General features: G+C 64.1%; 13 protein-coding genes and 2 pseudogenes. 6 read left to right on the forward strand and 9 right to left on the reverse strand.

Features of this window, described 5'->3' with window-relative positions; translation table 11 throughout:
• Together OC550_RS22645 and OC550_RS22650 are read left to right on the forward strand one after the other, a co-directional pair.
• A pseudogene (locus OC550_RS22645) lies at window positions 1-355 on the forward strand (hypothetical protein); the annotation flags it as partial.
• Window positions 356-670: 315 nt separating this feature from the next.
• Entirely contained in the window at window positions 671-1,291 is a 621-nt protein-coding gene (locus OC550_RS22650) for a hypothetical protein (RefSeq protein ID WP_191864902.1), read from the forward strand.
• Between the two features lie 13 nt (window positions 1,292-1,304).
• On the opposite strand, the gene OC550_RS22655 is transcribed toward OC550_RS22650, so the two are convergent.
• The 8 genes from OC550_RS22655 to OC550_RS22690 all read right to left on the reverse strand — a co-directional run bounded on the left by OC550_RS22655 (window position 1,305) and on the right by OC550_RS22690 (window position 8,583).
• Entirely contained in the window at window positions 1,305-1,886 is a 582-nt protein-coding gene (locus tag OC550_RS22655; protein ID WP_191864903.1) for a recombinase family protein, read from the reverse strand.
• A gap of 514 nt (window positions 1,887-2,400) precedes the next feature.
• Window positions 2,401-3,030 carry a TetR/AcrR family transcriptional regulator gene (locus OC550_RS22660; protein ID WP_082442114.1) on the reverse strand — a complete coding sequence of 210 codons (630 nt, stop codon included), beginning with the start codon at window positions 3,028-3,030 and terminating at the stop codon, window positions 2,401-2,403.
• Between the two features lie 191 nt (window positions 3,031-3,221).
• The gene (locus tag OC550_RS22665) at window positions 3,222-3,659 is read right to left on the reverse strand and encodes a thioesterase family protein (RefSeq protein WP_056433095.1); all 438 of its coding nucleotides are present in this window, start codon (window positions 3,657-3,659) and stop codon (window positions 3,222-3,224) included.
• Window positions 3,640-5,010 carry a Dyp-type peroxidase gene (locus tag OC550_RS22670; protein ID WP_056433092.1) on the reverse strand — a complete coding sequence of 457 codons (1,371 nt, stop codon included), beginning with the start codon at window positions 5,008-5,010 and terminating at the stop codon, window positions 3,640-3,642. The genes OC550_RS22665 and OC550_RS22670 overlap by 20 nt, the downstream gene beginning before the upstream one ends.
• Window position 5,011: 1 nt before the next feature.
• Window positions 5,012-5,710 carry a hypothetical protein gene (locus tag OC550_RS22675; RefSeq protein ID WP_262108026.1) on the reverse strand — a complete coding sequence of 233 codons (699 nt, stop codon included), beginning with the start codon at window positions 5,708-5,710 and terminating at the stop codon, window positions 5,012-5,014.
• A 17-nt stretch (window positions 5,711-5,727) separates the two neighbouring features.
• Window positions 5,728-6,840, reverse strand: coding sequence for a catalase family protein (locus OC550_RS22680; RefSeq protein WP_176484948.1), 1,113 nt, complete (start codon window positions 6,838-6,840; stop codon window positions 5,728-5,730).
• Window positions 6,841-7,117: 277 nt separating this feature from the next.
• Window positions 7,118-7,741 carry an ABC transporter permease gene (locus tag OC550_RS22685; protein WP_236696958.1) on the reverse strand — a complete coding sequence of 208 codons (624 nt, stop codon included), beginning with the start codon at window positions 7,739-7,741 and terminating at the stop codon, window positions 7,118-7,120.
• The gene (locus OC550_RS22690; protein ID WP_327555638.1) at window positions 7,693-8,583 is read right to left on the reverse strand and encodes a TolC family protein; all 891 of its coding nucleotides are present in this window, start codon (window positions 8,581-8,583) and stop codon (window positions 7,693-7,695) included. The genes OC550_RS22685 and OC550_RS22690 overlap by 49 nt, the downstream gene beginning before the upstream one ends.
• Here OC550_RS22690 and istB point away from each other — a divergent pair.
• A pseudogene (gene istB, locus OC550_RS22695) lies at window positions 8,479-8,973 on the forward strand (IS21-like element helper ATPase IstB); the annotation flags it as partial. The gene OC550_RS22690 and the pseudogene istB sit on opposite strands and share 105 nt — an antisense overlap.
• 95 nt (window positions 8,974-9,068) lie before the next feature.
• On the opposite strand, the gene OC550_RS22700 reads toward istB, so the two are convergent.
• Window positions 9,069-9,374 (reverse strand): acyl-CoA thioesterase, encoded by a 306-nt coding sequence (locus tag OC550_RS22700; RefSeq protein ID WP_056433088.1) that lies wholly within the window; start codon window positions 9,372-9,374, stop codon window positions 9,069-9,071.
• Window positions 9,375-9,434: 60 nt separating this feature from the next.
• On the opposite strand from OC550_RS22700, the gene OC550_RS22705 reads away from it, so the two are divergent.
• The 3 genes from OC550_RS22705 to OC550_RS22715 form a co-directional block, all read left to right on the forward strand.
• A complete protein-coding gene (locus tag OC550_RS22705) occupies window positions 9,435-10,073 on the forward strand; it encodes a TetR/AcrR family transcriptional regulator (protein ID WP_176484947.1) in 639 nt (212 codons plus the stop codon).
• Window positions 10,074-10,176: 103 nt separating this feature from the next.
• Window positions 10,177-11,556, forward strand: a complete 1,380-nt coding sequence (locus OC550_RS22710; protein ID WP_236696956.1) for a TolC family protein — start codon at window positions 10,177-10,179, stop codon at window positions 11,554-11,556.
• Window positions 11,553-12,458, forward strand: a 906-nt coding sequence (locus OC550_RS22715) for an efflux RND transporter periplasmic adaptor subunit (protein ID WP_262108028.1), incomplete at its 3' end; no start/stop codon positions are given. The genes OC550_RS22710 and OC550_RS22715, both read left to right, overlap by 4 nt.

Raw genomic sequence — 12,458 nt, forward strand, 5'->3', positions numbered from 1 at the left:
AGCGCCTCCGGCGCTGAACCCCGGAGAGGACCTCGCCGCCATTGTAGCGCCTAGTCGTATGCTCAGTCATATGGCTCACTCTTATCTAAGAGCGAGACCCTGTCAGGTCATTTCGGGGGCCAACTCAGTTTCCAACAAGCTCCGCCATATCTACTGGTTTCCAGACAAGAAGGTGAAAGCTGGCGACGTTGTCGTGCTCAGGACCGGAAAGGGCACGAACACGTCAGAGAAGATGGACGATGGTCATACCAAGCATCGCTTCTACTGGCAGCTTGAATCTGCTGTTTGGAACAATGACGGCGATGCGGCAGTGCTTCTCCGAGCGCCGGAATGGAAGCACCGTAAGGTCAAATAACCCCAGAGAGAAACGCACATGCAGCCGACTACGAAGAGTGTTGAGGTTAAAACCCACTTTGGGCATCGCGTACAGGTCATTCAAGTGCAGCATTGGATCGATGCGTCATCAAAGGACGATCCTCATGGGCGTATGCCTGGACGCAAAGAGCTGCGGACCGCTGGAGGCCAAGGCATTGCGTTCGATGGATCGGTCTTCACCCTTCCGAATGGCGATACCTTCGACCCGCCTGCCTGACAAAGCGGTCTGCTGGACACTCGCAAGGCATGACGACAGGCAGGAATTATCCTCGCTTTCCGGGATCGATCCGTCGTTTTGACGATCAATTATTCTCGCTTTTGTTCAGGATTTATCGTCATTGAAGCTACTGTTTTGTTTGCTGATATTGCGGTCGGCACAGGAAAGGACCGGCAGATGAACAATGCAGCAAAGCGCGGACGCGGCCGACCAGAAGGATCGGGTCTGAACGATGAACCTGTCCTTGCCAAGATGGCGGACATGATGATCGCGGCACTGACGCTGAAACCGACCACGGCAGCCAAGCGGGTGCTGGACGCACCGGATGAGGCAACGATCCGTCGCCTTCAGGCCAAGTGGAAAAAGGCTGGCCAGCGGTATCTGGATCAGGCTCGCGCCCGGCGCGATGCGAAGATCAACCGGCAGGCGGAATCCGGCCCGGGTTTGCGGGTTGCCCGGAACATCGCGCTTGCGCAGCTCGCAGGCGAACCCATTTCGGGTGGTGCAATGTTGCTGGCTGGTATGGACACCCCTGCCCTTCGTGCGATCCGCGCGGCGCAGGAGAACCCAACGGTTCGCCTGATGCAGGAGATTTATAACAGGCCGGAGATGCGCCTGATGCGCGAGCTGTACGACAGTCCGCAGATGCGGCTGGCGCGGGAAATGGACAAGATGCGTCGGCTCGCCGGGAGGCTTTGATAACAAGACAGGATTATATGTCGGTAGTGGCTGCTTCCGGGCGGTCGCTCGCCGGGAACTGCCGGTAGAAGGTCGAGAGGCCGACGCCCAGAAGCCTTGCGATCCGGGCCGGCTTTTCGCCCACGGCAAGCAGCTTGCGCGCCGTGTCGATCCTTTCGGGGGTCATCACCAGCTTGCGCCCTCCCCCCGTGCTGCCCTTCTCGCGCGCTGCCGCCAGCCCGGCGATCGTCCGCTCCTTCACCAGCTCGCGTTCCATCTCGGCGACCGAGGCGAGGATGTGGAACAGCAGCCGGCCCGATGCCGTTGATGTGTCGAACCCGTCTGTCAGTGACCGAAAGTCGATCCCCCGCTCCGACAGGTCCGCGGCCAGCGCGATCAGACCATGGATCGAGCGGCCGAGCCGATCGAGTTTCCAGATCACCAGCGTGTCGCCGGCGCGTGCGAAGCCCAGCGCCTCGATCAGCCCCGGCCGGTCGATCTTCGCGCCGCTCGCCTTGTCGGTGAACACCTTCTCGCACCCGGCTTTCGTCAGTGCATCCAGTTGTAGCGTCAAATCCTGATCGGTCGTCGAGACACGCGCATAGCCGATCAGCATCTTTCCCGTTTCCCCGTCAAAATCGGCAGTTTTGGGAATTGTAAATCGGGAACAGGTTTTGGGAAAGCGGAACCCGCAGGCGGCCGTCAGCGCGATCGGCGCGGTGGGATTCTCGTCACAGGTTCCCAATCGGGAAGGCGTCGCAGCGGAAATCACTAATTCGGCATAACGACTGGTGTTTGGCGATCAGAACGTGCCACTGGTCGCGGGGCACAGGGGGGCTACAGATGCGCGCACTTATAATGGGATTGGTCTGCCTTTCGCTGGGAAGTGCAGCTATCGCGCGAGACCCGGCATTTGATCCGCGTGCCTGGAAGTCCAAGGTGGCCGGGGAGAAGACGCAGGTTTCGGTGCTGGGTTCGGTTCACCTCAAGAATCTGGGTGCGTTCAAGCCTGATGACCTGCTCCCCGGAAATCATGCCATTTGCAGGTTAGCTCGTCAGATGGAGACGAGCGATGCGGCGAGGCCGTTCTACCCTGCCAAGGCTATTGGCTATGGCAGTCACCACCGCGGTTACGAATCATGCCGTATGAAGAGCTTTGCCAAGGCCTTCATCCAATCCTCGCTGATAGGCTGATCTGACTCAGGAGCACGCAGCATGTTCTCCGCCCGACCGATCAGACATTGCAACAAAGCATGACGGAACGTCGCAAGATCGAGATTCGCTAGCGCGATCGCGGCTCCCGGATGTGCTAGCAAGGCATCAATTGCGCGCAGACCGACAGCATAGGTAGAGGTCCAGGCATCATGCCGCGCGTCCGGTAGTTCCGCCAGCACCGCTGCGATCGCCTGACGCTCCGCGCTGATCAAGAAGGCCAGGATACGCCTCCCGACGCTGCAGAATGCATCGCGAAAGTCTTCCGCATCCACGTCCTCATGAAGTCCGCTTTCTTCCAGTTCAAGCTTGCGCCGCAGAAGGCGCATCAAGAGATCACTGCGGCCATGAAAGCGTGTGTAGATCGTCTTCTTGCTGACAGCAGCCGCACGTGCGATCCGTTCGACCGAGAGTTCGCGGGCACCCTTTGCGAGCAGCAAGTCCCAAGTGGCGGCCAGGATCCGGTCTTCCAGACTGGCCGCCTCTTTGGCACTCGGCCGGCCTATCCGACCGCGTTGGCTTTTCGGCATTCTCTTTTCACCGACCATCGCGGCTCTTCCTTACATCGCTCCGAGCTTTGATCGGTCCCGGTCAGCGTCGGCGACGACCGCTCGAGCCGTTCCGACGATGCCCAGAGGCTGAGCATGATCGGCCGTGGCGCAGCTTGCTCGCGGGCTGCGCCGCACCATCCGACCCAAGCTGCTCGCCAGGGTTAACCGCCCCTCATAGGCCCGGCGTGTTACAGGCAGAACGGCTGCGCAAGGTCCGGAGTGATGCGGACGAGTTGACCCGAGCTCGCGTCGAGACAGCATAACGTCGAGTGCACCTCGGCGACCGTCTCGCCGTCCCTGCCGATATGCGTCGAGAACCATGCTCGCGACGCTGTGTGCTTGGTAATCTGAACCGTCGCGATGAGACTATCGCGGTGATAGGCCGGTTTTCGATAGAAGATCTCGTGACTAGCGACGATCCAGCGAAGCCGGTCGACATCTTCCTTCCTCGCCACCGCGCGCCAGTACGCGGTTATCGCCTGCTGCACCCACTGCAGGTACACAGCATTGTTGACGTGGCCCAGTTCGTCGATCGCGTCCGCCGAAACGGTGATGGCATGCCGATGCGAACGGTATTGCGAGCGCCCCTCAGGCCCGCTGGACGGATCAGTGCCAGCCTGCTTCACCGATCCACCGGAGCGCCGTCAGCGACGGCATGAAGAGATATTCGCCGCCCATCAGACGGTTGAAGGTGGTCACGCCGTTGACGCGCTTTCGCGCCGGCTCCTGCGGAATGGTGAAGGTCCCGGGCTCCTCGTGCAGCGCGACGATCGGGTCCTTTTCGGTGCCAAGATCGATGAAGTTGCCCCGGTTGATCCATTCCTGCTGGAGGAACTCGATCGTATCGTACGCCCGCGCGCTGATGAAGATGAAGAAGATGCCGCGATCGTCTTTCGCATCGTCGGCCGCCGTCACGTCCGGAGTCCACTTGGGGCCGAAGGTGGAAGAGCGCCGGATGATGCGGTGAATGTTGACGTCGGTCAGGATCGTCAACTGGCTGTCGCGCGGGTTCAGACGGCGCATGTGCGCTGAATGCGGACAGACCAGTCCCTTGGGATCTTCCGCGAAATTAAAGTCGTTGTTGCGTGATCGATCCGCCCCCAGCGCCTCGTCGTCATGATCCGGTGCCAGGATCAGCGGCGCGCCGCTGCGCCAGCGGCCGAACATCTTGGCCGCCAGCTTCTCCTGGTCGGCTTCGCTGTCGGCGTTTGCGCGGATGAAATCGTTGAAGGCGCCAACCGCGCTCTGATATTTGCGCAGGACCACGAACGATCCGTTGCGACCGAGCGGGGCCGGTTCGGGCATTGCGACTGGCGCGCCGGTCTCGCTGTTTTCGCCCAGGATGAACTCGCCCGCCGCGATCGCGCGCTCGTCGCCCCGCGGGTCCACCCCGCCGCCCGCCACTGTCGGCTGCGAGATGGAGTCGCGAAATCCGAAAGGGTTCTTGGCATCGGCATCCGCCCCGAAGCTGTGCGTGCCGACGAGCGTGACACCATGCGAGGCTTCCAACTCGGTCATGGCAACTTTGATCGCCTTTTCAAGCGCGTCTTCGTCGCGGGCATAGATCGTCAGCGCGATATGGCAGGTGCCGGGCCGAAAGGCATCTTCCCACCGGTCGGGTGCATTCTCGCCGAAGTCGCGCAGTTGCTCGGCTCGGGCGGCCATGCCCTTTTGAAACGGGAGGGGAAAGCTCTTCAGCGATGCCTCTGGCACGCCCAGCGCCTTCAGGCCGGCATGGCTGATCGCGACGCCGGTCCAAGCGTCCATGTCGTCCGTCCAATCGTCGGCCGCGGGGATATGCGGCGCGAGTCGGCGGACGAGGTCGCGACCGCCTTCCGCCTCATCGACGTGCAGCATCGCGTGCAAGCCGACATAGGGCTCGGGCCGCGATCGCAGGATCAGGGCCTGGATGTCGTCGAGCTGCAGCTTGACCCGCTCCCGGCTGAAGCGCGCCCTCAGGTCCGCCAGAACGCTCATGTCAGTAATCCACCCCTTCCGGCTTGGAGATGGCGTCGGTAAGTTGGCCGAGCGCCGCCTTGGTCGTCGGGTCGATGCCCATGTTGGCGGCCTCTGCATCGAGGAACGCGTTGAGCGCCTTCTCCATTCGCTGGAAACGGCGTACGTCGACCACCGTCACCTGCGGATTGGCAACGAACCAGCCGGCAGCGTCGATCTGGTGGTCGGCGATGAAATCCTTCACCTTGGGGCTGTCGATCCCCGGCCAGCCTTCGACGTTGGCGAACAGAAGGTCCATGAGCTCGGGGATCTTGGTCGCAAAGTCATTGATGTAGGCATCCCAGTCGCCGTCGTAGGCGGTCGCGAACAGGATGCGCGTATCATCGTCGAAAAAGACGAAGCGCATGTCGTGCAGGGTGGAGACGCGCTGGGCCCCGTCCATGTTGCCGGCGGTGAGATCGAAGATCCGCCGCAGGCGCTCTGCGCCGCCCGGCTTGAGCGTCGCGATGGCGGGGAGTTCGGACACGTTGCCGGATTGCTTGCCGGCGCGGCCCGCCGACCGGGCGCTGCCCTTCAGGTCCGGATTATGTTTGCGGATCATCGCCTCGAGCGCGATCTTGGCGAGGTGGGGTGCATCGGCGGCGACTTCCTCCACCCGGCGACGGATTTCCTGAAGCTTGCTCTCATCCGCGAGGCGCGGGTCCTTGTTGTCTGTGGTCATCACGACCTCCTGCTTGTTCAATCGGGAATGTCATCGAGCCGGTCAGGCTCGATCCGGGGGCGCGCGTTCATCCGATGGCGGTAGCTGGTGGAGCGTTCGTAAGCCGCCCGGCGGATGCGCATGATCTGGCCGAGTGGGCGGTGCGCCTCTACGCCGTTCCATGGATTGAAAGACAGGACGTCGTCGCCATACACCTGGCGTGCCGGGGCGTAGGCGTCCTGCGCTGCGAACCGCAGCGTCGCGATCGGGCGATGCGGCGACACCTTCTCGTCCCAGCGTACCGCCGCATCCTCGACCGGCATCTCCGCCAGATCGGTGCAGAGTTGCGCCGACAGGGCATATTCCGCGCCCTGGCCGGCGAAATGCTCCACCATAACATCCCGCATCGTGGAGAAATCCGCCTTGCCCACCGGCTGTCCCGTCAAGGCCCGGACGTTATCGGAAGCTGGGGACAGAGCCAGCTTGGCGACATGGTCACCGAAGCGGATAGCACCTTGCGTATGGTAGCTCTCGCCGAGCGGATGATGGTTGTCGCGCGCCAAACCTTCGAGCGTCGCCCCGGGCGTCATCCCCAACGCCTCCACTGTCTTCTTGGCACCCCGCGCAGTGCCTGCGATCAGCCGCTGGAAGGTGTCGGGCGCATGCGCATTCGCCTCAAGAAGGCTCAGCATCAGCTTGTATTTGGCGATGGTGCCAAAGGCGAGGACGGGAAAGTTCACCATCAGGAAATCCTGGTTGGCGCCCCCGATATCGGGCGACAACCGCTCTCCTTCGACGCCGATTACCTTGATCGCGAATCCTCGCGGCGCAGGGATCGCGTCCGAATGAATGTCGCTGGGCGCCGAGGACAGCCGTGCGACCACGCCGTAGGTGCATGGGTGTCCGAAGATGCCCTGCCGCAGTTCCGGCGCCAGATCGTCGTGAACCGTCAACGTGCCCCTCAGGACAGCATGGGACTTGGCATGCGCGTCGCGGATCGCATGGCGGTGATGCTCGAAAGCGCAGCGGTTCCCGGCCGCCATCTGCTCGACGATCTCGGCCGTCAGGCGATCTTCATCCTCGGCGATCGTCTCGATGTCGGACGAATAGAGAAGCGGTGCTTTCAAAGCCTGACCTCGTCTGTTGCCCATGTCCCGACGCCGGTCGCGGCGCCGCTTGGCCCAGCCATTTCCCGGCAATTACCCACCAACAACACCTAGGGGAACCGAATGGTTCCCTTTCTTGCTGACTCGACCAGGTCTCTACGTGAGGCAACTATCGATGCAGGTGGCAGCGATCAGCGACACGAAGTCTCGTGGCCATGCGAAGCGAGGTCGCAGCCACTACGAGCGGCTAGAAGGAGTGCGCGATACACTACAGCCGCGGAAACGGTGGAGCTTGCGCTCCTTGGCGAGGATTGCCCTCCATTCAGGCCTCGGTGGCGGACGTCCCGACCATCGCGCCGAAGCCGACGAGGCGCGAATACGCCAGCATGGCATAGCCGAGGGCGAGGCTTGCAAGGGTCAAGGCGGGGATCGTGACCTCGCTCAGGCGCGCATGCATCTGGTTCAACGGGACGAACGTGTGGACGCCGGCGGTGGCCGGGATCAAGTGAGAGAGGGCGGCGACGAAGCCCGGCATTTGATCGAGCGGATAGGCGGTCCCGGTGAGGAAGAAGAACGGCACCGAGGTCGGTGCCAGGATGTAGGTTGCCCGCTCGGCGCAATCGAACACGCTGCCGATGAGCAGCCCCAGGGCAGCAACCGCCGTGGCGAAGACAGGGACCATCACCATCATGCCGGTAATGTCGCCATCGACGGGCACAGCCTGGAGCCAGAAGATGAACCCGAACAGGAAATAGCATCCCAGGATGCCTACCGACGTGAACGCCGCCAGCGTTCCCCAGAACTCCGCGACACCCATCCGCCATGCGCCGGAGCGGCGTCGTCCGCCCATGAAGGTAGCGGCGCCGAAGAGCAGCGTCTGCTGAACGATGATCACCGCTACGGCCGGAAAGACATAGCCCTTGTAACCACCCGTCCGATTGAACAACGGTTCGGTGGTGACCGCGACGGGCAGCCCGCCGCGACTGAGTTGGGTTCAGCGGCAGCACGTTGCTCCAGATGTGGGCAAAGGCGTTGGCGCCGTTCAGCGGTAACGTCGCGCCCGAATAGGCAAGCGCCGAACCGGCATAGACGGCGCTCGCCGACAGAGCGGTCGCGGTTTCGCGTGTCCGTGGGCAGCGCATTGTCGCGATTGGCGTTGTAGCTGCCGAACGCGAAGGCTTGCGGGCGGTAGCGCGATTTCGCCAGGCCGACCCCCGCGCTGGCGATGTCACGCGCTGCGTCGGCGCCGCGGGCCCGGGGCGTCGCGTCTATGCCCTCCAGGAATGTGCCGACGGGAGGCAGCGGCTGCGAATTGACGAACAGCGGCGTCGATGCGCCGACGCCGGCGGGTCGGTCCAGCAACCGCGACAGTGCGTCGGCAGCAGTCGCTTCCTCGAGTTGCGCGCGAATGAAGGCGCGTTCGGCGGCGTCGCGGGCGACCTGAACCTGGAGGACGCGCGCATGGGGAATGACCCCGTTCTGCTCGAGCTTCACGGCATCCGACAGATGCCGATCGAACCCTGCGAGCGTCTCGCGCGTCGACCGGGTCAGCTGGGCGGCAACCTGCTGACCGAAATAGGTGCGGACCAACCTGACGCGAGACAGGTCGCGACCACCCGCCTGCCTGGCGCGGGCCACCTCGACCGCGCCGTCCGCACCCGCCTGGATCGCCGGGATCGCACCGCCCGTGTAGAGCGGCACGCGGTACGCTCGCTGTACAGCGGCTCGTTTCTTCCGGGCCGGCGCAACGTCGTGCTGGTCGGTGGGACGGGCACCGGCAAGACGCACCTCGCCACCACCATCACCGCCAATGTGGTACGGGCCGGCGCCCGCGGGCGCTATTTCCACACGGTTGATCTGGTGAACCGGCTCGAGGAGGAAACCCGCCTTGGGAAGGCCGGCACGCTGGCGGCCCAGCTCTCGCGCCTCGACCTCGTGGTGCTCGACGAGCTTGGCTACCTGCCGTTTGCCCGCTCGGGCGGTCAGCTGCTCTTCCACCTCGTCAGCAAGCTCTACGAACAGACTTCAGTCATCGTCACGACGAACCTGGCCTTTGGTGAGTGGCCCACCGTCTTCGGCGACCCCAAGATGACCACCGCGCTGCTCGACCGAATTACCCACCATTGCGACATCGTCGAAACCGGCAACGACAGCTGGCGCTTCAAACATCGAAGCTGACGCCTGGGACACCGGCAGAGAACGCTTCGCGCTGGTTGCGCCTCCCGTCGGGCTACGCCCGCCCTACGCCGCAACCAGCGCGAACAGTGCGCCCGTCATCCCCGGTACGCTGCTCGACGAAGGGGGTCCCTTTTGGACGCCGGTAGGGGGTCCCTTTTGGACGCCGATTGACAGTCAACGCGCTGATCTAGGAAGGCGGGGCAGCGATAGGTGATCTCATGCTTTATCGCGACCCGGGCAACCGACTCCAGCGCATCGCCGGGCGCGATCCGGTGCCAAAAGGAGATCACCGCCTCCTGTATCCAGCGTAAATAGACCGTATTGTTGACGTGGCCCATGTGATCGATGTCGGAGGCGATCACATCGAAGGCGCAGGTATGGCCGGCGCTATCGTTAGGCATCCGCGTCGTCTCCGCTGATCGTCATTGACACCGACACGGCATTAACTTATATTGTCATCAGTGACAATAGAGCCTCCCCGTCGCCGCCGGCGTCATCCGGACGAGCTTCGCAGCGAAGCGGTCGGCGCTGCCCGCGATATCCTTGAGCGTTTCGGGCCGGCAGCGATCACGCTTCAGAGCGTGGCCGGGGCATTAGGCATGGCGCACGGAAGCATCACCCATCATTTCGGCACCGCGGCCAACCTGCAGGCAGCCGTCGCGGACGACGGCATCGGCCAGCTTCTGGAGGACGTCCGGCGCGGTGTCCGAGCCTTGAGGGCAGGCGACATCGATGAAGCCGGCCTCGTCGACCTCGTCTTCGACACGTTCGCACAGACCGGCGTGGGCCGGCTGATCGGCTGGCTTGCCGCGACCGATCGTCAGATGCTGGAACCCCTCTTCAGCCGATTCTCCCGCCTACCAAGCGAGTTGGCGGGCGACACGACGGGGGGCTCGACAGTCGCCGACCACGAGCTGCCGGCCCTCGTCGAGGGCATCGTTTCGGGCGCGCTGAGTGCGTCGTTGATCGGCGACGAGCTGGACCATGCTTTGGGATTGCCAAGATCATTCGCGAAACGACGTGCGGCCCGCGAGCTGACCCTCCGAAGGGGGGCGAGCATCGTCTCTTGCGAATTTCGACGACCGGGGTCGCAGTCGTGAACGTGATCATGGCGGCGACGCCCAGACCTCGTCCCCTCGTACATGGCTGCGGCATCGAGGCCGCAGACGGCTTGTCGCCTCACAGCAAAGCGGGCCAACGTCGATGATGAGCCTTCGGTCTATCGCCATCATCGGCGCCGCGGTCGCGACGGCGCATGCCGCATCGGCCCAGAACATCGGCCCCTCAAGCCCCGCCGTCCTGACATACGCCCGTGCGCAGGAGCAGCTGCTGGACCGTTCCGACGCGATCGCGGCCTCGGACGCGAACGTGCGCAGCAAGGAGGCGCAAGAGGGAGCCACGCGCACATTGCGCAGGCCGGACGTCGACCTCGAGGCGCAACTGCTGGACTATCAGAAGACGCTCTATCTGCCGCTCGGTTCGCTCGCGCCGGTCGCCGAGGGCTTCGGCATCCCTGACCCGCTGCGGTTTCAAGTTAGAAGGCAAAGTACGCGCCCCATCGCTTCGACGACCCTCCCGATCTACACCGGAGGGCAGATTTCGGGGACGCAGGCTGGTGCGCGGGCACAGGTGGCGCAGGCGCAGGCCGACCGGGCCATCACCGCCAACGATCAGCTCGTGCAACTGGTGCGGGCCTATTTCGGCCAGCAGCTAGCCGAGCGAGCGCTGGGCGTGCGCCGCGACGTGCTCGATGGGCTCGACCGTCACGTCGCAGACGCCGTCAAGCTCGAGGAAGCGCGCTTCATCAGCCGGGCGCAACGCCTTCAGGCAGAGGTGGCACGCGACGACGCACGGGCGGAATATGAGAAGGCGATCGCTGACCTCCAGACGGCGAATGCGGCGCTTGCGGGGCTGCTGCGCGAACCCGCAGGAGTGAGGCCGTCAACGCCGCTCTTCGTCATCTCGCGTCCACTGCCGCCGCTCGACACGTTCAAGGCCGCGGCCCTAGCCTCACATCCTCAACTCGAGCGGCTGTCGTCGCTGGAGGACCAGGCGAAGGCCGGCGTCCTGATCCAGCAGGCGAAGCAGCGCCCGACCGTCTACGGCTTCGGCCAGTATAATTTCGACCGGCGCAACACCCTCCTCACGGACCCGGATTGGGCAGTGGGTGTTGGCTTGCGCTATAAGCTCGCCGGGGGTCTTGGGCGCCGACAGGCGGTCGATGCGGCACGGGCGACGGCGGAACAGGCGCGCGCCGGTCTGCGCGAAGGCCGCACGCAGATCGAGATCGGTGTGACGAAGGCGTGGAACGACGTCGAGGCGGCGCGAAAGCGGTATCTGCTTCTCGATACCTCCCTCGCTTCATCTATCGAGAATCTGCGGCTTCAGACCCTATCCTATCGGGAACAGCAGGCGACATCGCTGGACGTCATCGACGCGCAGCTTTCGCTGGGGCGATCGCGCATCCAGCGCGCGCAGGCGGCCAACGAATATGTACAGGCACTTGCCCAGCTTCTGAACGTCAGCGGGCAAATGGATGAGATGGCCGCATACGTCGCCAAAGCCGACAAGGTAATTCCATGAACGCCGCAACTGAAAACGAAATGCACGACGGCGGGGGGACGACAAGGCCACCCCGCGGCAAACTGGTCGTTGTCGCTCTCGTGGTCGCTGCCCTGCTGGGCGTCGGACTCTGGCTCAGCTACCGTCCCGTGCCTGGTCAGCTGCAAGGCATGGTAGACGCGCGCGAGATCCGCGTCACGAGCAAGGTCACGGGACGGATCGCATCGTTCGGCGTGGAGGAAGGACAGCCCGTCCGGCAAGGGCAGCTACTCTACACGATCTCCAGCCCCGAAGTCGCCGCCAAGCAGCAGCAGGCCGGCGGGGCGCTGGAGGCCGCGCAGGCAACGCAGGACAAGGCCGAGGCCGGCGCGCGCAGCGAGGACATCCGGGCGGCCGAGGCGCAATGGCGGCGTGCACAGGCGGCAGCGAATCTGGCGCAGGATACCAGCAACCGCACGCAACGCTTGTTCGCCCAGGGCGTCGTCGCCGGTCAGAAGGCGGACGAGGCGCGGACGAACGCCATCGCTTCGACGGAGGCTGCGAAGGCAGCGAGGGCGCAATACGATCAGGCCCTGGCGGGAGCCCGCCCTCAGGACAAGGCCGCCGCTGGCGGTCAGGTCCAGCAGGCGCGCGGCGCGGTGGCCGAGGTGCAGGCCGCCGCCGCCGAGACGCGCGTGGTCGCGCCATCTGCTGGGGAAGTCGGGAAGCGGATGGCTCAACCAGGCGAACTCGTGCCGCAGGGCTTTCCGGTCTTCATGCTGACCGACGTCGAAAACGCTTGGGTCACGCTGAACGTCCGCGAGGATCAGCTCGACGGGCTCGCACGAGGCCGGCAGATCGTCGGAACGATACCTGCGCTTGCGAACAGGCGGGTGACGTTCCGCGTGTCGTACCCGGCGCCGGCGGGCGGGTTTGCGACCCGG

This window comes from Arthrobacter sp. Marseille-P9274, from assembly GCF_946892675.1.
GTDB lineage: Bacteria > Actinomycetota > Actinomycetes > Actinomycetales > Micrococcaceae > Crystallibacter.

Bases quoted from the DNA above. Each gene is read 5' to 3' on its own strand.
- OC550_RS22655 (WP_191864903.1), bottom strand. From the start codon at position 1,886: ATGCTGATCGGCTATGCGCGTGTCTCGACGACCGATCAGGATTTGACG.
- OC550_RS22660 (WP_082442114.1), bottom strand. From the start codon at position 3,030: ATGGTCGGTGAAAAGAGAATGCCGAAAAGCCAACGCGGTCGGATAGGC.
- OC550_RS22670 (WP_056433092.1), bottom strand. From the start codon at position 5,010: ATGAGCGTTCTGGCGGACCTGAGGGCGCGCTTCAGCCGGGAGCGGGTC.
- OC550_RS22675 (WP_262108026.1), bottom strand. From the start codon at position 5,710: ATGACCACAGACAACAAGGACCCGCGCCTCGCGGATGAGAGCAAGCTT.
- OC550_RS22680 (WP_176484948.1), bottom strand. From the start codon at position 6,840: ATGGGCAACAGACGAGGTCAGGCTTTGAAAGCACCGCTTCTCTATTCG.
- OC550_RS22700 (WP_056433088.1), bottom strand. From the start codon at position 9,374: ATGCCTAACGATAGCGCCGGCCATACCTGCGCCTTCGATGTGATCGCC.
- OC550_RS22710 (WP_236696956.1), top strand. From the start codon at position 10,177: ATGATGAGCCTTCGGTCTATCGCCATCATCGGCGCCGCGGTCGCGACG.